This is a genomic window from Consotaella aegiceratis (genome assembly GCF_036541425.1).
Classification (GTDB): domain Bacteria; phylum Pseudomonadota; class Alphaproteobacteria; order Rhizobiales; family Rhizobiaceae; genus Consotaella; species Consotaella aegiceratis.
Window position 1 is genome coordinate 57,761 of sequence record NZ_JAZHFT010000024.1, and the last position, 20,937, is coordinate 78,697.

Below are 20,937 nucleotides of genomic sequence, written 5' to 3' on the forward strand. Positions count from 1 at the left end.
TCGCTGGTTTGGAACCCGCCGGACGACTGTCCGGCGGGTTTTTTCATGGCAGACGGCTTGGCCGTCCGCCCCGGGAGATGCGGCCGGTCAGGCGAGGCCGAGATCGGCGCGGCGCGGCAAATCGGCGCCGCGTCGCGAACAGGTGATGGCTGCCGCCTTGACCGCAAAGCCCAGAAGGGCGCCGAGCGCCGTGCCGTCGATCGCTTCCAGCGCCTGCCGCGACAGCATGGCGTCCTCTTTGAGCTTGGTCAGCAGCGCCGCCTGGAAGGTGTCGCCGGCGCCGACCGTGTCGGCAACGGTCACCGTCAAGCCGGGGACTTCGGCCCGGGCGCCGGACCGCGCCAGGGCGATGGCGCCTTTTTCTCCGCGTGTGACGACGGCAAGGGCGGCGCCGGCCGCGATCCAGTCGGCGGCGACGGCGGCGGGATCCTTGCCGGGAAACAGCAATGCGAGATCTTCGTCGCTGGCCTTGACCAGCGACGCCTTGGGAACGACCTTCGCCACTCTCTCTCGCCAGAGGTCCAGGTCGGGCTCGATGGACGCCCGGATGTTGGGGTCGTAGGAGATGAAGCGGCGACCGGCCTCGCGGTCGACCAATGCCTGAAGCGCCGATGCCGTGGGTTCGGTCACGGTGGTATAGGAACCGATGTGGATGGCTTCCACCGCCTCCGGCAGGGTCGCCGGCAGGTCGGACCGCTCGATCGAGCGGTCGGCGGTGCCTTCCACGTAGAAGTCATAGGTGGGCGAGCCGGAGGCCGACAGCGAGACGACGGCCAAGGTGGTGTGCCGCTCTGTCGGGATCAGGTGGTTGGTGGCGATCGCCTCGCGCTCCATGAAGGCGCGAATGCGCAGGCCGAAGGCGTCGCCGGACAGCTTGGTAAAATAGCCGACCGGCTGGCCGAGTCGGGCGAGGCCCATGGCCACGTTCAGGGGCGATCCGCCCACCCGGCCAGCGAGCATGATCTTGGAGACGTCGCTCTCCGGCTCACTGAAAAGGTCGAACAAGGCGTCGCCGCAGCACAGAAACATTGTCGTCACACTCCCTCAATCCCGGCCTTTCGCAGGCTCGCGGGCGTTCTTCCCGCAAACGCGCATCCGGTGCAAGAGCGTCACTTTGCGGCGGCGGGCCGCCTCAGTCGGGCCACAGCGAATAGGCGCCGAAGGCGGGGACCTTGACGGTCCGGCGGAACGGATCGATGCCGGCGACAAGGCCGAGGATGTTCAGCTCGAACCCTGTCTCGCGACCGACATTGACGCCCACATAGCCGGCCAGCGAGACTCGCAGATCGCGATGGTCGGCATCAGTGGAGGAAAGCGCCGTCCCCGTCGGGTAGTCGCGGCCGACCGCCGTCGGCGGTAGCACGACGTCGAGTCCTGGGACTGTCCGCAGGACATAGGACACGAACGTGTTGGAGTTCGGACCGGGAAAAATCCGATAGCCGCCGCGCATGGCGAAGGGATAGGTCTCGATGGCTTGTCGGACCTTCGGGATCAGCTCTTCGGCGACCTTGCCGGTTCTCCTCAGCACCACATGCGGTTCGTTGTAATACCAGCGGCCGTCCGGCGGCTGGGAGTTGCGTCGAATTGGTTGGCCCCAGCCGACCTTGTCCCAGCGCTCGTAGATGGGCTCGCCCGCTGCCTTCAACACGATCCACGAATGTTCCGAGACCGCGCCCTTGAGGCCGCCGGTGCGCGCGGCCAGGACGTAGACAGCAGCCTTGCCGGCCTCCGGTGCCGGAAGAAGCCCGGAGGAGGACCAGTCGGCGTTCCGCCACGAGCCCGGACGATCCTCGATCCATCATAGTGTCACGGCCAGCAGGGTGGGCAGGACATAGATCAGGCCGACGAGCAGCGCGACAGATCTCACAACACGCATTGCCGTAGCCCTGGCTGCATGGCGTTTGCTACAGCCATCGCTTGTAGCGGAAGAAGACCAGCGGAACGACGGCGGAGATCAGCATCAGGCCAAGGGCGAAGGGATAGCCGAACGGCCAGTCGAGCTCGGGCATGAAATGAAAGTTCATACCGTAGATCGAGGCGACCAGCGTCGGCGGCATGAAGCCCACGGCCGCCACGGAGAAGATCTTGATAATGCCGTTCTGCTCGATCGAGATCATGCCGACCGTGGTATCGAGGAGAAAGGTGGTCTTGTTCGACAGAAACGAGACGAAGTCGTTCAGCGACTGGACGTCGCGCGCCATCGCCTTGACCCGAGCCTTGGTCTCCTTCAGCGGCTTGCGCCGATCCAGCGTGATCTGCAGAAACGGCATCATCCGGTCGAAGATCGCCAGGCTTTCTCGGGCCTTGGAACTGAGATCGCCAGCCGAGCCCAGGCGCCGAAGCAGTTCCTTGAAGTCGGCGGTTCCCGTCGGCCTCTTGTTACTCGACGCGGCGAAGATGTCGGATCCGATCTGGTCCAGATCGGCCGCGATCCCTTCGAGCATGTCGGCGATCCGGTCGATCACCGCTTCCAGAAGGCCGATCAGCACGCTGTCGGCCGATGGGCCACGAGACCGCTTGCCTGTTTCCTGCCCGGCCAGCGCCGCCAATGCCTCGGCGTCGCCCGGAGCCTCCCGGCAGAGCTTGGCGGCGAAGAGGGCGAAGCTCTTCGGCTCGGTGTAGCGAATCGTGACCAGGCGCTCGCCGGCCAGGATGAAGGTGACGGGCGCGAAGGACGGCTGACCTTCATGCTGACCAAATCCCACCGACGCGGTCATGAAGTCGGCGCCGTCTTCGGAGTAGAGCCGGCTCGTGACCTCGATCTCCCGCATGTCCTCCTTCGACGGCAGTTCGATGCTGCACAAGGCTTCGATGGCATGGATCTCGGCGGGCGACGGGGATATCGCGTCGATCCACATGGCATCCGGCGCAATGGCATCCGGCGCGACGCGAGCGGTCATCGTCCGTCCGGCCTCGAAGCGATAGATTTCCAGCATCGGCAACTCCAAACCACGGGCGTTCGATCGATCGGCAAACCGCAAAGGTAGGCCGCCCGTTGCCTCATGTCCGGAAAATCCCTGTCATGACCAGGGGGCCGCTGCACAAATCTGCTGAAACGGGCGAAAAAGGTGGTGAGCGAGGATGTCAGGAGACGGTGATCGAGTCCGCCGGGGCGACCAGGCGCCAGACGACGCCGGTCGGCGCAAACTCCATGTCGACGTCGCCGCCAAGGCCACGCGCCGTCATCTTCTTGACCACCAGGCTTCCGAAGCCCTGATGCCGCGGCGGGCTCACCGCGGGACCGCCGAGTTCGCGCCAGGTCATGACGAAGTCGGTGTCCAGATTCCACTCGATCTCCACGGCGCCTTCGTCGACGGAGAGAGCACCGTATTTGGCGGCGTTCGTCGCCAATTCGTGCAGGGCGAGGCCGATGGTCTGCGCCGCCGACGGATTGAGCTGGACCATCGGGCCGCGAATGGTGAATTGCTCGCCGCCTTCTTCGCTGGCGCCGAATGCCTGAAGCTGCGAGGCGACGAGGCTGCGCAGCGGTGCGCTGTCCCAACCCTTGCCGGCGAGCAGGTCGGCCGAGCGGGCCAGCGAATTCAACGCGTCCGACAGGGTCGCAAGGAACTGCGAGGTGTCGGAGCTTTCCTTGGCCGCCCGACGGGCGATCGCGGCGATCAGGGCATACTGGTTTTTGGCCCGATGCGTCATCTCGCGCATCAGCAGGCGATTCTGTTCCTCGGCCTCCCGCCGTTCGCGCGAGGCGAGCGCCAGAACCTTGGAGACTTCGCCGATCTCTTCGATGTTGGTGCGGATCGGCACCGCCGGCTGCCCCTTGCCGATGGCTTCAGCCTGATCGGACAGACGCTGGATCGGAGCGGCGATCCAGCGGCCGAACAGGAACGCCAGCATGACGCAGAACATGAGAAGCACGATGCCGGCGGCCGCAAGCATCTTCCAGGATTGCAGGACCGTGCGGTCGATGACGCTGCGCGGCACCGCGACCGTGGTGGTCCAGCCGGTCAGAAAGGAGGACTGGCTGGCCTCGATCATCCCGGCCGGGTCGCCGTCGCCGAGCGTCTCGGCGATCGACGGATTTTCCTGGGCCACGGGCCGCAGCCCGACGCCCGAACCGGACGACAGCGCGGCGAACACCCGGTGGCCCTTGCCGTCCTTGACGACGGTCGCCCAGGCTTCGGGCAAAGTGCGGCTGGTGATCAGCGCGCCGAGGCTTTCGGCTGGGCGATTGACCACCAGGACGTAGACCACCTTATTGTTGCGGATCACCGGAACCGCGACGTGAAACAGGAAATCCTCGGCGTTGGGCCCGAAATAGACGTCGGAGACCTGAGGCGTCCGCGTCTTGAAGACCTTCTCGACGACATCCGGCGCGACTGTCGGTCTCGGCTCCATCGGGAAGGGCAGGCGCGTGTTCAGGACGACATCCATCGACTGGTCGACTAGGACGGCGTTGGCGCCATGAAGGGCCTGGCCGGTGCGCTCATGGAAGCGCGACAGGTCGTCTTCGTCGATGAAGGGAGACGAGGCGAGGACGTTGGCCGCCGTCAGCATGCCGTAAATTTCGCGATCGATGGCGCTCGATACGATGACGGCCGTGTCGGCGACCTGACCCGCAGCGAGCTGTTCCTGCTGGCGCGAGAACTGGACGACCAGATAGACGCTGAACAGCAGAGCGGGCAGGAAAATAAGCAGGGCGAAGCCGGTGATATGGACGAGCAGAGGCAGCCGGCGGAGCAGCCGCCCTCGGCGGGCACTCTGGCGCCATGGTCTTGCCGCAGGCCCGCTCGCCTGTGCCTGAACCGTCATCACCCCCTGCCGTTTCTCGTTATACGTCGCGCCTTTACAATCTCTCGCACGACACGCCGCATTTCGCCCCCGCCGCGGGGCCATCCCCTTTACCTACCAAAAAAAACGCCGCGGTAGAACGGCGGTATCATTAAAGATCAGTTACTTCTGTATTTGGTGTCGCCGACAAATCAGGAAACTAAGGCACCGGTGCGGCGGCTTCGCGTTTTCCTTTCCTAGCCACGACTTGATCGCGCCGCCGAGCAACTTTTGGCAGGCGTGTGGAAGCTGATCGGAGAAGATCGAAGGCGGCGCGGCGATCAAGCCATCAAAACACAAGGGAAAGCGCCGCCGAAAAGATTTCGACGGCGCTCCACTTGTTGTCGACCGGGAAGGCTTGGGCTCAGGCGATGCCGCTCTGGGACACGATCACCGGCGTGCCGGCGGGCACTCGGCTGTAGAGGTCGATGATGTCGTGGTTCATGAAGCGCACGCAGCCGGACGAGACAGCCTTGCCGATGGTCCAGTATTCCGGTGTGCCGTGCAGGCGGTAAAGCGTGTCGCGGCCGTCCTCGAAGAGATAGAGCGCCCGCGCACCGAGCGGATTCGTGAGGCCGGGCTGCATGCCGTCGGCGTATTGGGCGAGTTCCGGCTGGCGCGCGATCATCTCCGACGGCGGCGTCCAGGTGGGCCAGACCTTCTTGTACTGGATCTTCGCGCGGCCGCCCCAGGCGAAGCCCTCGCGACCGATACCGACGCCGTAGCGCATGGCCCGACCGCCGGGCTGGACGAGATAGGCGAACCGTCCGGCGGTATCGATCACGATGGTGCCCGGCGCCTCGCCGGTCGGATCGACGACTTCCTGGCGATAGAACCGCGGATCGACGCGGCGGAGGTCGACAGCGGGAATGTTGTAGCCGTGATCGGTGATCGGACCGTACATGGCGGCATATTGGCCCGGAGCACCATAGCTGCCGCCTGTGCCGCCCAACATAGGCTGCATGACGACGCGGGCTCTAGACCCCAATGACGAGCAGCCCGCGCCCAGCGCCGTCGCGCCGAGACCCAGACCCATGAGAAAACGGCGCCGCGACAGGGTGCCTTCAACTCCAATACGCATGTTCCAGCCTATCCTTCGCGCCGAGTCGATGGCCGGCGCTTGTTTTTCTCCACGGCAGCCCGAACACGCCACGCGAGGGATTCGTTCCCCTCCCGATTTGCGATGCGATGATTGTGGTGTCCGAATTACAACATCATCGGCAGGGCCTTGAGGTCCGGCAGCACCGCCGATGGCGGACAATCGAGGTATTCGTCGGGATCCTGCGTGCGGTTGATCCACACGGTGGTGAAGCCGAAGCGCCTGGCGCCGGCGATGTCCCAGCGATTGGACGACTGGAAGGAAACTGCTTCCGGATAGAGCCGGTAGGCCGTGGTCACCATATCGTAGACGTCCGGCCAGACCTTGTAGCGCTTGATGTCCTCGGCGGAGAAGACGCGGTCGAAGATCTGATCGAGGCCGGCGGAGCGGATGGCGCGCTCCAGCATCTCGTGCGAGCCGTTGGACAGGATCGCCAGCTTGGCACCCTTGTCCTTCAAGGCGCCAAGCACCTGTGGAACTTCGTCGTAGGTATCGAGATCGCGATAGGCTTCGAGCAGGCAGTCGCGCAGCTTGCGGTCGGCCTCCGGAACGGCGAGCAGCGCGTGGTCCAGGGCATCGACGGTGAGCTGCCAGAAATCGCGGTCGCACGGTCCCATGAGGCTGCGGACCCAGGAATATTCCAGCTGCTTGCGCCGCCAGAGATCGGCGAGCTTCTGGCCGGCCGCGCCCAGTTCGCCGGCATGGCGGCGGACCGCCGCGCTGGTGTCGAAAAGCGTGCCATAGGCATCGAAGACGTAGACTGTTGGCAAGATCGCAAGCTCCCGGTTTCGCCAGCTAGAGCATCGGTCCATTGATTCGGCGCACCGTGGGGCGGATACGGGCGTTCGGCAAGATGGCGTATTGTCGTTTTCCCCGGCGCCGATGCCGCGGCGCATGGGTTTCCACGTCCGCGGGCTTGCTTTAAGGATCACCCCCGGACTCGAACTCGGCCTTGGACGGGCTGCCTGGAGGCATTGATGGCACAGGACCAGACGCGGACCCTGACATTCTTCGACGGCGAATGGCTGGAAGGCAATCCCGGCCTGGTTGGTCCGCGCAGCCACGTCATGTGGCTGGGCTCGAGCGTGTTCGATGGCGCGCGATGGTTCGAAGGCCTCGCTCCCGACCTCGACCGCCACTGCGAGCGACTCAATCGGTCGGCGGTGGCGATGGGGCTCGCCGCGACGGTCGAGGCCACGGAGATCGCACGGCTCACGGCGGAAGGCCTCAAGCGTTTCGACGGCGAAACGGCGGTCTACATTCGGCCGATGTATTGGGCCGAGGACGGTGGGTATATGGGCGTGCCGGCCGATCCGGCCTCGACGCGCTTCTGTCTCTGCCTCTACGAATCGCCGATGATCCCTTCGGCCGGCTTTTCGGTGACGCTGTCGCCGTTCCGCCGCCCCACCCCGGAGACGATGCCGACGCTCGCCAAGGCGGGGTGTCTCTATCCCAACAACGGCCGTGCGATCATCGAGGCGCGTTCGCGCGGCTTCGACAATGCCCTGGTGCGCGACATGCTGGGCAATGTTTGCGAAACCGGCACCTCCAATATCTTCCTCGCCAAGGATGGCGTCGTCTTCACCCCGGTGCCCAACGGCTGCTTCCTGAATGGTGTGACGCGCCAGCGCGTCATCTCGCTGCTTCGCGCCGACGGGATGCCGGTGGAGGAGGTGCGGCTGACGATCGAGGACTTCCTGCAGGCCGACGAGGTGTTCTCTACCGGCAATCATTCCAAGGTGGTGCCGGTGACCCGCGTCGAGCAGCGTGAACTCGGGGCCGGCCCGGTCTACGAACGTGCGCGGGAGCTCTATTGGCGCTTCGCTCGCGAAAATGGAGCCCTGGCACTTTAGGCGTCATTTTTCTCGGCTCCGGCAGGCCGACGCATTTTCTTCCAGGCTCGGCGAACTAAGTAAGGCAAAACGTCCGGCGCGCGCCCCGTGTCCTAACGGGGCCGGCCAGTCGCGTATCGAATTCCCGAACAAGAAGGAGACGAACATGGCCTTCACGCTTCCAGAGCTGCCCTATGCCTACGACGCATTGGCGCCTTATATGTCGAAGGAAACGCTCGAATATCATCACGACAAGCATCACAACGCTTATGTCGAGACCGGCAACTCGCTAGCCGCCGACGCCGGGCTGTCCGATGCCAGTGTCGAAGAGGTGGTCAAGGCCTCCTATGGCAAGAACCAGCCGCTCTTCAACAATGCCGCCCAGCACTTCAATCACATCCATTTCTGGAAATGGATGAAGCCGGGCGGTGGCGGCAAGAGCCTGCCGGGCAAGCTGCAGACGGCTTTCGATTCCGATCTGGGCGGCTATGACAAGTTCCGCGAGGACTTCATCACCGCGGGCAAGGGCCAGTTCGGTTCGGGCTGGGCCTGGGTCGCCGTCAAGGACGGCAAGCTCGAAATCGTGAAGACGCCGAACGGCGAAAATCCGCTTGTCCACGGTGGCGCGCCGATCCTGGGCGTCGATGTGTGGGAGCACTCCTATTACATCGACTATCGCAACGCCCGGCCGAAATATCTCGAGGCCTGGGTCGATAACCTGATCAACTGGGACTACGTGCTCGAGTGCTACGAGGCCGCTGCCCGCTGAGCAGCGCCGGAGTTTTTGTGATCGGCCCCCGCGTCATCGGCGCGGGGGCTTTTTTTGTGACGAGGCGTCGGGCTGCGGCGTTGTTCACGCAGAGTTCAAGAAACGCGACCGAAAGTCATGTGGTCGAACCACTGGCCCCGCCTATTCTCCCCGCAAGCGTAGAAACGCTCTAGAACCCAGGAGTAGGGGATACCCCATGCAGATGCCTTCTCGCCTTCGCGTCAGCGCCGCAGTCGTCGCGGCGGTCATCGGGTTTGCCGCGGTGGGAACCGCCCTTGCCCAGGATACGGATCCGATCGAGCGCCGCCAGGACTTGATGAAGCAGAACGGGCAGGCGGCCAAAACGGCCAGCCAGATGCTCAAAAAGGAGGTGGCCTTCGATCCGGCCAAGGCGATGGAGGTGCTGACGGCCCTGCAGACGACCGCCGAGGAACTGCCTTCGCTGTTTCCGGAGGATTCCATGACCGGGCACGACACGGAGGCGGCACCCGCGATCTGGGAGAAGCCGGACGAGTTCAAGGCGGCGCTGGACAAGTATCAGGCCGATGCCACCCAGGCGGTGGCCGCCGCACCGCAGGATCTTCAGGCTTTCCAGCAGGCCTTCGGCATGGTGGCCGGTAATTGCCGTTCGTGCCACGAGACGTTCCGGATCGACAAGTAGGGCTCTTCTCAAGGCCGGGACCATGGGGTCCCCGCCTTGCGATTTCATGGTCGGTGCCGGTCATCGCGGCGCCGACGAATCCGGCCCCTGCTCGAGCAATCGTCCTTGACCATGGCGAAGCGTCTTCTTCTCCTCATCCTCCTCCTAGTGATCGTCGGTGCTGTGGTCTTCTATGTGTTGACCATGCCGCGGCGTCTGGACGCCGCAGCGCTTCCCCCCGAGGATGCAGGCGATGCGACACGCGGCGAGCGGATGTTCTGGCTGGCGGGGTGCGAATCCTGTCATGCCCGGCCGGGAGCGGAGGGCGATGCGAAATTCGAACTGGCCGGCGGCACGGCGCTCCGCACCGATTTCGGGACGTTCTATGCGCCGAACATCTCGCCCGATCCCCAGGACGGCATCGGCGCTTGGAGCCTTGCCGAATTCGCCAACGCGCTGCAGCGCGGCGTGGCGCCCGACGGCCAGCATCTCTATCCGGCGTTTCCCTACACCTCCTATGCCCGCATGGCGCCCGAGGACGTTGCCGATCTCTGGGCCTTCATGAAGACGCTGCCGCCGGTTTCCGGCCGCGCGCCGGGCCACGAGCTGTCCTTTCCGTTCAACATCCGCCGCAGCCTTGGGCTCTGGAAACTGCTGTTTCTGTCTGCCGATGAGCCCATCGTCGACCTGCCGGCCGACGCCTCGGACGAGGCGCGGCAGGGCCAGTATCTCGTCGAGGGGCCGGGCCATTGCGGCGAATGCCATACACCGCGTCAGCTCTTCGGCGCCGGCGGTCTCGACCATGCCCACTGGCTGGCCGGCGCGCCCAACCCGGAAGGCGAGGGGCGTGTGCCCAACATTACGCCGTCCGACGCCGGCATCGGATCCTGGTCGGCAAGCGACATCGCCTACTATCTCGACAGCGGCTTTACCCCGGATTTCGATACGGTCGGCGGCGCCATGGTGGCGGTCCAGGCCAACATGGCGATGCTGCCCGAGGCCGACCGTGCGGCGATCGCAGCCTATCTCAAGGCCGTGCCGCCGGCGGACTGATCTCTACGGACGCCGGCGCAGTCGGGTTGAGCCGGCTCGCGAGGATGGCGAGAACGATCATCGCCACAACTACATAGCTCATCGAGGCCTCCATTGCGCCGGAATAGGCCTGCGGCCCCATGCCGGCGCCCAGGGTGGCAAAAAAGATCTGGCCATTGAGGGCGATGCCCAGCGCCAGCCCCATCTGCTGGAAGGTCTGGATGGTTCCGGCCGCGGAGCCCGCGTCGCGGCCTTGCGCGAGCGACATGGCGGTCGGGAAGAACGGCGCCGTGGTCGATCCCATGCCGATTCCGCCGAGGAAAAGGGGCAGGGTCAGCGTCAGCGACGAAAGGGTGCTTCCAAGCTGCGAGACGATGACGATGAGGATCGTCATCGCAACCGCGATGATCAGCGGCCCGACGATGAGCCGCGGCTTGACATGGCGCGGTCCGAACTGACCGGCGACGAGCGCACCGAGGAGGACGCCTGCGGGAAAGGGGATGCTGGTCAGGCCGGAATGGAGCGGCGTGAAGCCGAAGCCCATCTGCAGGAAGATCGCGATCAGGAACATGAAGCTGGACGGGCCGGAGAACAGCACCGTCACCATGGCAAGCGCGATCCTGAACTGCCGATGGGCGAGAAGCGTGACGGGCACCAGCTGGGTCTGGCCCCGCGCCGCCCGTCGACGCTCCCAGACCAGGAAAAGCCCGGCGAGGACGGGCGATGTCGCCATCATGGCGAAGCTCCAGAGGGGCCAGCCGGCCTCGCGTCCTTCCACCAGGGGAAAGACCAGCGCGAAGATCGTCGCCGCGCCCAGGACGATGCCGACCAGATCGACCGGAGCGCGGCGCTGCCCCCGCGGCGTGGCCTTGAGCAGCAGGGCACCCGCCGCGATGGCGAACAGGCCGACCGGAATGTTGATGAGGAAGATCGGCCGCCACGAGAGATCGAAGATATCCATGCCGATCAGGGTGCCGCCGACCAGGGGACCGGCAACGGACGCCGTCGAATTGGCGACACCGAAGAACGAGAATGCGAAATTGCGCTCCTCCGGCGGAAAGATGACCTGCGCGAGCGCCATCACCTGCGGCATCATCATGGAGGCGGAGAGCCCCTGGAAGGCGCGTGACAGGACGAGAAACGTGATGCTGGGCGCTAGGCCGCAGCAGGCCGAGAACACGGTGAAGCCGAGAACCCCGCACAGGAATATGCGCTTGCGCCCGATGACGTCGCCAAGCCGGCCGAACGGCAGGAGACCCAGGGCGAAGGCCAGCACATAGATCGCGACGACCCACTCGATTCCGGCGCTGGTGGCCTGAAGATCGCGTTTCAGACTGGGAATCGCGACGTTCACTATGGTGACGTCGATGAGATTCATGAAGCCCGCCAGAAGCAGAACCGAGAGCGTTATCCAACGTCGAGGGTCGACGGAGCCGGCTTCGGTCTCCTCGGTCAGGTTTCGCACATCGTTCACGGGGCTTGTCCTGCCTGTCGCATGGCACCGACGGATCGAACGCCGTCGCCATCAGTCGCGGCGACGGTCCGAAGGAGCGTCGGATGCGTCGTTCAAGACCGGCGACGAGCGGCTTTGTCAAGCCGACATGAGACCGGCTCGATCGATTTTCCGCCTTCAGACCGGTGGCGTCAGTCCGCCAGGCCCATCACCTTCAGCGAGAACGCGTAGATGTAGGCGACCTCCTCGAGCCGGTTGAACCGGCCGGAGGCACCACCGTGGCCGGCGTCCATGTTGACACGGAGCAGGATCGGATTGTCGTCGGTCTTCAGCTCGCGCAGGCGCGCGACCCACTTGGCCGGCTCCCAATAGGTGACGCGCGGGTCGGTCAAGCCGGCGAGCACCAGCATCGGTGGGTAGGCCTGGGCCTTCACGTTGTCGTAGGGACTATAGGAGGCGATGACCTCGTAGTCTTCGCCCGACAGGATCGGATTGCCCCATTCGGGCCATTCCGGCGGCGTCAGCGGCAGCGTGTCGTCGAGCATGGTGTTCAGCACGTCGACGAACGGCACGACGGCGACAATGGCGCCGAACTTCTCCGCTGCCATGTTGGCGATCGCCCCCATCAGCATGCCCCCGGCCGAGCCGCCCTGGGCGACGATACGGTCGTAGCGGGTCAGCCCTTCCGCCACCAGATGATCCGCGACGGCAATGAAGTCGGTGAAGGTGTTGGCTTTGTTGCGCCGGCGGCCGGCGTCGTACCAGGCGAAGCCCTTGTCCTTGCCGCCGCGGATATGCGCGATCGCCCAGATGAAGCCGCGGTCGACCAGCGACAGGCAGTTGGAGTTGAAGGCGGCCGGAATGGTAATGCCGTAGGATCCATAACCGTAGAGCATCACCGGCGCGGTGCCGTCGAGCGGCGTATCCTTGCGATAAAGCAGGGACACCGGCACCATCTCGCCGTCCTGGGCCGGCGCGAAGATGCGGCGGGTGACGTAATCGGCCGGATCGTGGCCCGAGGGCACGTCCTGCGTCTTCAACAGCGTGCGCTCGCGTGTCTCCACGTCGTAGTCGAAGGTCTGGCTCGGCGTGGTGAGCGACGAATAGGTGAAGCGGATCGTCGTGGTGTCGAATTCGTAGGTGCCGGCAAGGCCCAGCGAATAGGCGGCCTCGTCGAAGGCGATAGCGTGTTCCTCGTCGTCGGCCAGCCGCTTGACGACGATCCGGGGGAGGCCGTCCCGACGCTCCAGCCAGATCAGATGACGCTTCAGCACCATGTGGCTGAGGATCATGCGGCCGTCCTCGTGCGGCACGTAGTCGATCCATTCGCCGCGCCCGAAGGCGTCGCTCGCCGCCGTGACGATCTTGAAGTCCTGGGCGCCGTCGGCGTTGGTCAGGATGTAGAGAGTACCATTGGCCTCATCGACATCGTATTCGACACCCGTCTCGCGCTCAGCCACCAGGCGCGGCTCCGCCGCCGGATTGGCCGCCGGAATCAGCCACGCCTCGGACGTCTCGTGATCGTGGACGTCGATGACGATGTATTCGTTCGATTGGGTCTTGCCGACGCCCATGAAGAACCCCGCGTCGGGTTCCTCGTAGACCAGTCGGTCGTCGGCGGAGTCCTTGCCGAGACAATGATAGTAGACCCGGCTCGGCCGGTGGTTGCTGTCCACGTGGATATAGAAGAAGCCGCGCGACAGCGCCGACCAGGCCACGCCGCCGGAGGTGTCTTCGATGAGTTGCGGCTCGTCGTTCCCGGTGTCGAGGTCGCGGACCGAAATCGTATAGTATTCCGAGCCCTTGTCGTCGTGCGACCAGGCCAGCCAACGATGGCTCGGCGAATGGTCGATGCCGCCCAGCGAGAAATAGGAGCGGTTGGCGGCTTCCTTCTGGCCGTCGAGAAGCACGGCCTCCTCCCCGCCCTGGCGGGACCGCCGCACATAGCGCGGGTATTCGGCTCCATGGGTGTAGGAGATGCCGTAGGCCCATTCGCCGTCCGGTGCCGGCACCGACGAATCGTCCTCCTTGATCCGCCCCCGCATTTCGGCGACCAGATCCTTGCACAGCGATTCGGAACCGGCCATGACTGCGGCCTGATAGGCATTCTCGTCGACGAGATGCTGCCGGATCTCGTGATCGAGAATCGAGGTGTCCTTGAAGACGTCCTGCCAGTTGTGCGCTCTCAGCCAGGCATAGTCGTCCTGCCGGTCGCGACCATGACGGCTGTCCACGATCGGCTGGCGCTTTGGAGCGGGCGGTTTCGGCAGGTCGACAGGGCGTGAACTCGGCATGGCGGGAGATGTTTCTACGTCGAGGCTTGATCGTGGGCAACAAGCGGTCAGCCCGATGGCCCGGCGGCGAATCGATCATGGAGGATGGTCGATCACATTGGCATCGGAAGCTTCCCGGTTCTTTAACATTGGGTAAAGGCCAAGCCGTCAACCCACCTGGATTGGGGGGCTAAATCGGGATCACGATCGGTTGATCAGCGAACCAAACCCCAGGTTTTTGCCGCGCCTCGGCGTGCGCCCTCATCGCGATACCGCTAGGCTGCCCCGGCTTGCGCCGCTGTTTCCAGCCACTACATGGCAGGTCGGACGGGCATCGGCGCCGATCGGCGAGGCTCGAAACCCGGCGGGCCAAGCCGGGATCGGCCGAAGAGAGGGGACAAGAGGACCGCATGACTGGCGCCGAGCCAAACTTCCTCTACTTCGTGCTCGCGCTTCCTTTGATTGCGGCTGCTTTCGCTCCGATGGCCCAGCGTGCGATGGGCCGTCACGCCGCATGGCTGTTGGGCCTCTTCCCGGCCGCCGCCTTCCTCATCCTGCTGTCGTTCGGCGGTGCCGTGGCGTCCGGCGAGCCCGTCCTGGTCGGCGCCGAGTGGATTCCATCCTTCGACGTGCGGTTTTCCTTCCGCCTCGACGGCCTGTCCTATGCCTTCGCGCTGCTGATCATCGGCATCGGCACGCTGATCGTGCTCTATGCGGGAGGCTATCTCGCCGGCCATCGCGATCAGGGCCGCTTCTTCTCCTTCATTCTGATGTTCATGGCGGCGATGGTGGGCGTGGTGCTCGCCGACGACCTGATGACGCTTCTGGTCTATTGGGAGCTGACCTCGATCACCTCCTTCCTGTTGATCGGTTTCGACCATGAGCGCGAGGCGGCGCGGCGCGGCGCCATCCAGGCGCTGGTGATCACCGGCGGCGGAGGGCTGGCGCTGATGGCCGCGCTGGTGATGATGCGCGAGCTCGCCGGACTGAACTCCTTGAGCGAGGTGCTGGCGGCCGGCGACGCCTTGCGTGACAGCCCCTATTATCTGCCGATCCTGATCCTCGTGCTCGTCGGCGCCTTCACCAAGTCGGCGCAGGTGCCGTTTCATGTCTGGCTACCCAACGCCATGGAAGCGCCGACGCCGGTTTCGGCCTATCTGCATTCGGCGACGATGGTGAAGGCCGGCGTCTATCTGCTGATGCGGCTCAATCCGGCGCTGGGCGACACCGCGCTGTGGGAGACGATCCTGCCGGTCTTCGGCGGGCTCACCCTTATGGTCGGCGCGCTGCTGGCGCTGCGCCAGACCGATCTCAAACTGATCCTGGCCTACACTACGGTCGCCTCGCTGGGGCTGATGGTGATGCTGACGGGCGTCGGATCGGAGACCGCGCTGGAGGGCGCGGTGCTCTACCTGATCGCCCATTCGCTGTTCAAGGGCGGGCTCTTCATGGTCGCCGGATCGGTCGATCATGGTGCCGGGACACGCGAACTGACGGCGCTCGGCGGCCTGGGCAAGGCGATGCCGATCACCTTCGCCGCGGCGATCCTGGGAGCCGCCTCGATGGGCGGCCTGCCGCCGTTTTTCGGATTCCTCGCCAAGGAGGAGATCTATTCGGCGACGGCCGGGTTGGATCTACGGGCGCTGCTGGTGACCGCCGCCGCGGTCGCCGGCAACGCGCTGATGTTCGCCGCCGCTTTCCTGGTGGCGCTGAAGCCGTTCCTGGGCAAGCGCCCCGAGGCGATCCATCATCCGCATGAGGGACCGATCCTGCTTTGGCTTGGCCCGTTGACGCTTGGCGTTCTCGGTCTGCTGGCGGCGCTCTTCTCCGGCTTCGCACACCATGCGGTTTCGAGTCCGATGGCCTCGGCCGTGGTCGGCGAGCCGGTCGATATCCATGCGGCGGTCGCCTTCCACTGGGGCATGCCGCTGATGCTGTCGATCCTCACCGTCGCGCTCGGGATTCTCCTCTATTGGGGGGCGTCATCGGTTCGCAGCATGCTGGCGTCGTTGCTCGCGGCGATCGGCTGGGGGCCGGATCGCGGTTTCGATCAGGCGATGCGCGGTCTGATCCGAGGCGCGTTCGCGCTCACCAACGTCTTCCAGTCGGGTAGGCTCGACTACTACATGACCACCGTCTTCATAATCGTCGGCGCCGGCCTGCTTGGACCCATGATCTTCGCTGGCGGCCTGCCGGAATGGCCGGACTTCCCCAGCCTGCGCTTCTATGAGTGGACGGTGCTCGTCGTGGCGGTTCTCGGCATCGCCGTGGTGCTGGCCTCGACGAACCGGCTGACGGCGATCGTCTCGCTGGGCATTCAAGGCTTCGCCGTCGCCATGTTGTTCATGCTGATGGGAGCGCCGGACCTGTCGTTCACCCAGTTCATGGTCGAAACCCTGTCGGTGGTGATCCTGGCCTTCGTGATGACGCGTCTTCGGGTGTCGCTCGACGATCATCGACCGTGGCGCGAGGTCATTCCCGATGCCGCCATTGCCGCAGCCGGCGGTCTCGGCTTCGGCTTTCTGCTGCTCAAGGTCACGCAGATGCCGTTCGATTCGGTTCTGTCGGACTTCTTCACCCGATACAGCTACGCCGTGGCGCACGGCCACAACATCGTCAACGTCATCATCGTCGACTTCCGCGGCGTCGACACGATGGGCGAGATCGCGGTGGTGATGACGACCGGCCTGGCGATCCTCGCCCTGATCCGCATCCGCGTCGGTCGCAAGGCCAGGCGCGAGCCCGACCCGACCGAGGTGACGCCTTGAGAACCGTCATTTTCCGCTTCACCGCGCCGTATCTGGCGGTGCTCATGCTGGTGTTCTCGGTGTTCGTGCTGCTGCGCGGTCACAACGAGCCGGGCGGCGGCTTCATCGGCGGGCTGATCGCCGCGTCGGCCTTCGCCATCTACGGCATCGCGGGCGGTGTGGCGCCGGTGCGCCGCGCGCTGCGCTTCCATCCGATGACGATCGCGGCCGCCGGGCTGCTGCTTGCCGTCACCGCCGGGCTGTTCTCGATGCTGCTGGGCGATCCGTTCCTGAAGGCGCAGTGGGTGTTCCCGGAGGTCTTCCGCCAGGAAATAGCGCTGTCGACGCCACTGTTTTTCGACATCGGCGTCTATCTGGTGGTGACGGGTGCCATCACCTCGATCGCGCTGGCGCTCGAAGAGAGGGACCGGGACTGATGGAAACCGCGCTTTCCGTTCTCGTCGGGGTACTGTTCGCCGCGGCGATCTACCTGCTCCTGTCCAAGCACATCATCCGGATGCTGCTCGGCATCGTGCTTCTTGGCAATGCGGTGAACATCCTGATCTTCACCACCGGACGGGTGCAGAGCATTGCGCCGCCGGTCATCCCCGAGGATGCGACGGTGCCGCTGATCCCCGTCGCCAACCCTCTGCCGCAGGCGCTGATCCTGACGGCCATCGTGATCTCGTTCTCCTTCTTCGCCTTCCTCCTGGTGCTGGCCTATCGCGCCTATCAGGACCTGAACACGGACGATACCGACAAGATGCGTCTCGCCGAGCCCGAGGACCGGGGGCTGCCGCCCCTCGGCTATTGACCATGGCGGTCTCGCAATCCTCCCATGGGGTCGTCTCGGAGGCCATGCTGACGGCCGGCGTTTCTGTCGGCGACGCTCTGATCGTCCTGCCGGTCGCTTTGTGCTTCCTGTTCGGCGCCGCCTTGCTGATGCTGCGCAAGCGGATTTCCTGGCAGCCCTATATCGCCGTCCCCGGACTTGCGCTGGTCTTCGTGACGGATCTGGCGCTGCTTCTTCGGGTGATCCGAACCGGGCCGTTTACAATGATGATGGGGGCCTGGCGGCCGCCCTTCGGCATCACCTTCACGGTCGACCTGATGGGCGGGCTGTTCCTGTGCGCGGCCGGCTTCGTGGCATTGGCCTGCGGCATCTACGCCGTCGCCTCGACCGAGCGCCAGGAACTTCGTTACGGGTTCTATCCGTTTCTGTTCCTGATGATGGGCGGCGTGTCGGGCGCGTTTCTGACCGGTGACATCTTCAATCTCTATGTCTGGTTCGAGGTGCTGCTGATCGGCTCCTTCGGCCTGCTGATCCTCGGATCGCAGCACGAGCAGCTCGATGGCGCGACCAAGTACTGCTTCCTCAACCTGATCGCGACGACGCTGTTTCTGATCGCGGTGGCCTATCTCTATGGTGCCTTCGGAACGCTCAACATGGCCGACATCGCCCGTCAGGCGGCCAGCCGGCCGCAGGACGGCGCGGTGACGACGATCGCCGTGCTGTTTCTGGTCGCCTTCGCGATGAAGGCGGCGGCCTTCCCGCTCAATGCCTGGCTGCCGGCGTCCTATCACACGCCGCGCTTCGTCGTGTCGGCGCTGTTTGCGGGACTTCTCACGAAGGTCGGCGTCTACGCGCTGATCCGGGTGCTGATGATGCTGTTCCCCCTGGAGCGCGCCGGCATGACGCCGCTGATCGCCTGGGTGGCGGGGCTGACGATGATGGTCGGAGCCTTGGGGGCACTGGCGCAGAACGACCTGCGGCGGCTGCTGAACTACGTCGTCATCGCCGGCATCGGTACCGTGCTGGCGGGCGTGGCGCTGCCGGGGCTCGATCCGCTCGTCGGCACATCGGCCGCGTCTGGCGACATGCCGGCGACCGCGGCGGCGCTGCAGGCGGGCCTCTCCGGTTCGATCACCTACGCCCTTCATTCCATCGTCGTGATGACGGCGCTCTATCTGGCCGCCGGCATCGCTGCGAACCGCTCCGGCACGTCCTCGCTCGACGGCATGGGCGGGCTCTGGCGCGCCTCGCCGTTCTTTGCCGGGCTGGTGCTCGTGTTTCTGCTGGCCGTTGCCGGACTGCCACCGTTTTCTGGGTTCTGGCCGAAGGTCATGCTGATCCGGGCGACGCTGGCGGCCGATCTGCCGTGGCTGGCCGCGACCGTTCTGGTGTCGGGGCTGATTCTCACCATCGCCAGCGGCCGCGTCTTTGCCCTGGCCTTCTGGCGGCCGGCCGTGGACGGAGCAGCGCTGGCGTTGCGCTCACCCGAGACGGGCGATCCGGACCACGAGGATTTCAACGGGCCGCAGCCCTATCACGGAACGGGACTGATCCCGCTGCTGGGGCTCGCCGCCTTCGTCATCGCCGCCGGCGTCTCGCCGGAATGGCTGGCACGGCTCGCCACCGGGGCCGCTGCCGGCATCATCGATCCGTCCGCCTATATCGCGTCCGTGTTCGGAGGCGGGGCATGAAGGATTTCTTCTACAATATCCTTCTCGCGCTCCTCTGGGTGTTCGTCACCGGCTCGTTCACCCTGGTCAACCTGGCGTTCGGCTTCGTCATCGCGGCAATGGCGATGGCGCTCATCAACGACGAGAGCGAGCGGGTCGGCTACATCCAGCGCAGCCGGCGCGTCGTGTCGCTGGCGGTCTTCTTTCTCGGCCAGCTCCTGTTGTCGGCCTGGCGCGTCGCCATGGTCGTGCTGACCCCGAAAATGAACCTCAAGCCGGGGATCTTCGCCTATCCGTTGCAGGTGGAAACGGACTTTCAGATCACGCTGCTTGCCAACATGATCACACTGACGCCCGGCACCCTCTCGGTGGACGTGTCGGAAGATCGTTCGACGCTCTACGTCCACGCGCTCGACTGCTCGGATCCCGACGGCGCGCGCCAAGAAATCGCCGACGGCTTCGAACGCAAGATCCTGGAGGCTTTCCCATGAGCCTGCACGAGTTTTCGGAGACGGTCCTGCATATCGCGACGGGGCTGTCGCTGGCGGCGCTGACCGCAGCCTTTCTGTTGATCATCTATCGTATCTGGCGTGGCCCGGCGTTGCCCGACCGAGTGCTCGGCCTCGACCTCCTGACCTCGACCACGGTTTGTTTCATCGGCGTCATCGCCATCGACACCGGCTTCACGCTCTATGTCGACGTTGCGATCGCGCTGGGGCTCGTCGGCTTCCTGGCCACTGTCGCGTTCGCGCGCTTCATCCTGGCCAAGGGGCGTTCCGACGAGGCGGTGGAAGCGCTCGGACAGTCCGGCCGGCAAGCCGACGAGGCAAAGATGCCGGCGCGCGGGGAGGGCGCTGCATGACGGACGTGTTGCACATCCTGGCCGGGTTGTTGGCGTTGGGCGGCTCGCTGTTCACCTTGGCGGCGGCGATCGGCGTGGTCCGGCTGCCGGATCTCTATACGCGAATGCATGCGGCCTCCAAGGGCGGTTCGGTCGGCACCGGCATGGTGATGATCGCGCTGGCGCTGATGGCGGTCCACACGGGCGAGGTGCTGCGGGCCTTCGCCGCGGTGCTGTTCTTCCTGCTGACGGCGCCGATCTCGGCGCATCTGCTGGCCCGGGCCGCCTATGCCACCGGCTACGGTCTGTGGCGGCAATCCGTCCTCGACGAGATGCCCCAGGCGGAGAAAAACGCGCGTCCCACGGTGCGGCCCAACGAGATGGAAGATGCGGGTTGACGCCGGCGCCGCGCGCATCGGTCATCTCCCGTCAGGGAAGTGTTCGGCCGTAAGCTGCCGCCGTCATGGTGTCGGAGTAGAAACGAGATCGTCATGAAGCCATCGCTTGCCAGCGTCTTTGTCGCCATCGCCGGGCTGTTGGGGGCAGGCGGCGTGGCCGGTGCAGCCTATGCCGCCCACGGCGCCGACGACACCCACATGGTGGCCTCGGCGTCCTCGATCGCGCTGGTACATGCGCCGGCGTTGCTGGCGTTGGCCTCGGCCCGGCGCGAAACCTTGCGGCTGGCGCTGCCGGCCGCGATCCTGCTGGCGATCGGCACGATCCTGTTTTCCGGCGATCTGACGATGCGCACCTTTTGGGGCGTGCGCCTGTTCCCCTATGCCGCGCCGACCGGCGGCATGGCGATGATCGCAGGCTGGCTGGTCGTCGCCATCGGTGGGATCACCGCGCGGCTCAGCCGCTGAGGCCCGTCTTATACCGCTGAGCCTATGAAGTGACCGCCTTGATCCAGGGATAGTTGCAGAGCGAGATGATGCGCTCAAGATTTTCGGTGGCGCGGTTCCAGGCTTGGCAGCAGGCGTCGATGATGGCGGCCTGATCG

The 20,937-nt window shown here is 65.2% G+C and carries 19 protein-coding genes and 1 pseudogene; 12 read left to right on the top strand and 8 right to left on the bottom strand.

Features of this window, described 5'->3' with window-relative positions; all coding sequences use genetic code 11:
- Positions 1-87: 87 nt before the first annotated feature.
- The 6 genes and pseudogenes from SMD10_RS16090 to SMD10_RS16115 form a co-directional block, all read right to left on the bottom strand.
- Entirely contained in the window at positions 88-1,029 is a 942-nt protein-coding gene (locus tag SMD10_RS16090; RefSeq protein WP_331686765.1) for a carbohydrate kinase family protein, read from the bottom strand.
- 103 nt (positions 1,030-1,132) lie between these two features.
- Positions 1,133-1,876: pseudogene (locus SMD10_RS16095) on the bottom strand (DUF3750 domain-containing protein).
- Positions 1,877-1,904: 28 nt separating this feature from the next.
- Positions 1,905-2,936 (bottom strand): magnesium transporter CorA family protein, encoded by a 1,032-nt coding sequence (locus tag SMD10_RS16100; protein WP_331686747.1) that lies wholly within the window; start codon positions 2,934-2,936, stop codon positions 1,905-1,907.
- 148 nt (positions 2,937-3,084) lie between these two features.
- The gene (locus SMD10_RS16105; protein ID WP_331686748.1) at positions 3,085-4,770 is read right to left on the bottom strand and encodes a sensor histidine kinase; all 1,686 of its coding nucleotides are present in this window, start codon (positions 4,768-4,770) and stop codon (positions 3,085-3,087) included.
- 382 nt (positions 4,771-5,152) lie between these two features.
- Positions 5,153-5,869 (bottom strand): L,D-transpeptidase, encoded by a 717-nt coding sequence (locus SMD10_RS16110; RefSeq protein WP_331686749.1) that lies wholly within the window; start codon positions 5,867-5,869, stop codon positions 5,153-5,155.
- Positions 5,870-5,994: 125 nt separating this feature from the next.
- A complete protein-coding gene (locus SMD10_RS16115) occupies positions 5,995-6,699 on the bottom strand; it encodes a haloacid dehalogenase type II (protein ID WP_432757256.1) in 705 nt (234 codons plus the stop codon).
- Positions 6,700-6,864: 165 nt separating this feature from the next.
- Between SMD10_RS16115 and SMD10_RS16120 the strand changes: the two genes are divergently transcribed.
- The 4 genes from SMD10_RS16120 (at position 6,865) to SMD10_RS16135 (ending at position 10,181) form a co-directional block, all read left to right on the top strand.
- Positions 6,865-7,740 carry a branched-chain amino acid aminotransferase gene (locus SMD10_RS16120; RefSeq protein ID WP_331686750.1) on the top strand — a complete coding sequence of 292 codons (876 nt, stop codon included), beginning with the start codon at positions 6,865-6,867 and terminating at the stop codon, positions 7,738-7,740.
- A gap of 145 nt (positions 7,741-7,885) precedes the next feature.
- Positions 7,886-8,488 (top strand): superoxide dismutase, encoded by a 603-nt coding sequence (locus SMD10_RS16125; RefSeq protein WP_331686751.1) that lies wholly within the window; start codon positions 7,886-7,888, stop codon positions 8,486-8,488.
- Between the two features lie 196 nt (positions 8,489-8,684).
- Positions 8,685-9,149 (top strand): c-type cytochrome, encoded by a 465-nt coding sequence (locus SMD10_RS16130; RefSeq protein ID WP_331686752.1) that lies wholly within the window; start codon positions 8,685-8,687, stop codon positions 9,147-9,149.
- 111 nt (positions 9,150-9,260) lie between these two features.
- On the top strand, positions 9,261-10,181 hold the full coding sequence (locus SMD10_RS16135; protein WP_331686753.1) for a c-type cytochrome: 921 nt from the start codon (positions 9,261-9,263) through the stop codon (positions 10,179-10,181).
- Here SMD10_RS16135 and SMD10_RS16140 read toward each other — a convergent pair.
- Together SMD10_RS16140 and SMD10_RS16145 are read right to left on the bottom strand one after the other, a co-directional pair.
- Positions 10,156-11,634, bottom strand: coding sequence for an MFS transporter (locus SMD10_RS16140; protein WP_331686754.1), 1,479 nt, complete (start codon positions 11,632-11,634; stop codon positions 10,156-10,158). The two genes, SMD10_RS16135 and SMD10_RS16140, sit on opposite strands and share 26 nt — an antisense overlap.
- A 170-nt stretch (positions 11,635-11,804) precedes the next feature.
- Positions 11,805-13,907: a S9 family peptidase gene (locus SMD10_RS16145; protein WP_331686755.1), complete on the bottom strand. Its 2,103-nt coding sequence runs from the start codon at positions 13,905-13,907 to the stop codon at positions 11,805-11,807.
- 389 nt (positions 13,908-14,296) lie between these two features.
- On the opposite strand from SMD10_RS16145, the gene SMD10_RS16150 reads away from it, so the two are divergent.
- The 8 genes from SMD10_RS16150 (at position 14,297) to SMD10_RS16185 (ending at position 20,800) form a co-directional block, all read left to right on the top strand.
- Positions 14,297-16,654, top strand: a complete 2,358-nt coding sequence (locus tag SMD10_RS16150; RefSeq protein WP_331686756.1) for a putative monovalent cation/H+ antiporter subunit A — start codon at positions 14,297-14,299, stop codon at positions 16,652-16,654.
- Positions 16,651-17,070: a Na+/H+ antiporter subunit B gene (locus SMD10_RS16155; protein ID WP_331686757.1), complete on the top strand. Its 420-nt coding sequence runs from the start codon at positions 16,651-16,653 to the stop codon at positions 17,068-17,070. Before SMD10_RS16150 ends, SMD10_RS16155 begins: the two co-directional genes overlap by 4 nt.
- A complete protein-coding gene (locus SMD10_RS16160) occupies positions 17,070-17,447 on the top strand; it encodes a Na+/H+ antiporter subunit C (protein WP_331686758.1) in 378 nt (125 codons plus the stop codon). The genes SMD10_RS16155 and SMD10_RS16160 overlap by 1 nt, the downstream gene beginning before the upstream one ends.
- 2 nt (positions 17,448-17,449) lie before the next feature.
- Complete coding sequence (locus SMD10_RS16165; RefSeq protein ID WP_331686759.1) at positions 17,450-19,117, top strand: proton-conducting transporter transmembrane domain-containing protein; 1,668 nt, start codon at positions 17,450-17,452, stop codon at positions 19,115-19,117.
- Positions 19,114-19,587 carry a Na+/H+ antiporter subunit E gene (locus tag SMD10_RS16170; protein WP_331686760.1) on the top strand — a complete coding sequence of 158 codons (474 nt, stop codon included), beginning with the start codon at positions 19,114-19,116 and terminating at the stop codon, positions 19,585-19,587. Before SMD10_RS16165 ends, SMD10_RS16170 begins: the two co-directional genes overlap by 4 nt.
- Positions 19,584-19,958 carry a cation:proton antiporter gene (locus SMD10_RS16175; protein WP_331686761.1) on the top strand — a complete coding sequence of 125 codons (375 nt, stop codon included), beginning with the start codon at positions 19,584-19,586 and terminating at the stop codon, positions 19,956-19,958. The genes SMD10_RS16170 and SMD10_RS16175 overlap by 4 nt, the downstream gene beginning before the upstream one ends.
- Entirely contained in the window at positions 19,955-20,335 is a 381-nt protein-coding gene (gene mnhG, locus SMD10_RS16180) for a monovalent cation/H(+) antiporter subunit G (RefSeq protein WP_331686762.1), read from the top strand. Before SMD10_RS16175 ends, mnhG begins: the two co-directional genes overlap by 4 nt.
- A 93-nt stretch (positions 20,336-20,428) precedes the next feature.
- On the top strand, positions 20,429-20,800 hold the full coding sequence (locus SMD10_RS16185; RefSeq protein ID WP_331686763.1) for a DUF423 domain-containing protein: 372 nt from the start codon (positions 20,429-20,431) through the stop codon (positions 20,798-20,800).
- Positions 20,801-20,937 lie beyond the last annotated feature (137 nt).

Excerpts from the sequence above, each read along its gene's own strand:
- SMD10_RS16110 (WP_331686749.1), bottom strand. The coding sequence starts at position 5,869 with ATGCGTATTGGAGTTGAAGGCACCCTGTCGCGGCGCCGTTTTCTCATG.
- SMD10_RS16090 (WP_331686765.1), bottom strand. The coding sequence starts at position 1,029 with ATGTTTCTGTGCTGCGGCGACGCCTTGTTCGACCTTTTCAGTGAGCCG.
- SMD10_RS16120 (WP_331686750.1), top strand. The coding sequence starts at position 6,865 with ATGGCACAGGACCAGACGCGGACCCTGACATTCTTCGACGGCGAATGG.
- SMD10_RS16175 (WP_331686761.1), top strand. The coding sequence starts at position 19,584 with ATGAGCCTGCACGAGTTTTCGGAGACGGTCCTGCATATCGCGACGGGG.
- SMD10_RS16130 (WP_331686752.1), top strand. The coding sequence starts at position 8,685 with ATGCAGATGCCTTCTCGCCTTCGCGTCAGCGCCGCAGTCGTCGCGGCG.
- SMD10_RS16165 (WP_331686759.1), top strand. The coding sequence starts at position 17,450 with ATGGCGGTCTCGCAATCCTCCCATGGGGTCGTCTCGGAGGCCATGCTG.
- SMD10_RS16145 (WP_331686755.1), bottom strand. The coding sequence starts at position 13,907 with ATGCCGAGTTCACGCCCTGTCGACCTGCCGAAACCGCCCGCTCCAAAG.
- mnhG (WP_331686762.1), top strand. The coding sequence starts at position 19,955 with ATGACGGACGTGTTGCACATCCTGGCCGGGTTGTTGGCGTTGGGCGGC.
- SMD10_RS16170 (WP_331686760.1), top strand. The coding sequence starts at position 19,114 with ATGAAGGATTTCTTCTACAATATCCTTCTCGCGCTCCTCTGGGTGTTC.
- SMD10_RS16150 (WP_331686756.1), top strand. The coding sequence starts at position 14,297 with ATGACTGGCGCCGAGCCAAACTTCCTCTACTTCGTGCTCGCGCTTCCT.
- SMD10_RS16185 (WP_331686763.1), top strand. The coding sequence starts at position 20,429 with ATGAAGCCATCGCTTGCCAGCGTCTTTGTCGCCATCGCCGGGCTGTTG.
- SMD10_RS16105 (WP_331686748.1), bottom strand. The coding sequence starts at position 4,770 with ATGACGGTTCAGGCACAGGCGAGCGGGCCTGCGGCAAGACCATGGCGC.
- SMD10_RS16125 (WP_331686751.1), top strand. The coding sequence starts at position 7,886 with ATGGCCTTCACGCTTCCAGAGCTGCCCTATGCCTACGACGCATTGGCG.
- SMD10_RS16135 (WP_331686753.1), top strand. The coding sequence starts at position 9,261 with ATGGCGAAGCGTCTTCTTCTCCTCATCCTCCTCCTAGTGATCGTCGGT.
- SMD10_RS16115 (WP_432757256.1), bottom strand. The coding sequence starts at position 6,699 with ATGGACCGATGCTCTAGCTGGCGAAACCGGGAGCTTGCGATCTTGCCA.
- SMD10_RS16160 (WP_331686758.1), top strand. The coding sequence starts at position 17,070 with ATGGAAACCGCGCTTTCCGTTCTCGTCGGGGTACTGTTCGCCGCGGCG.
- SMD10_RS16100 (WP_331686747.1), bottom strand. The coding sequence starts at position 2,936 with ATGCTGGAAATCTATCGCTTCGAGGCCGGACGGACGATGACCGCTCGC.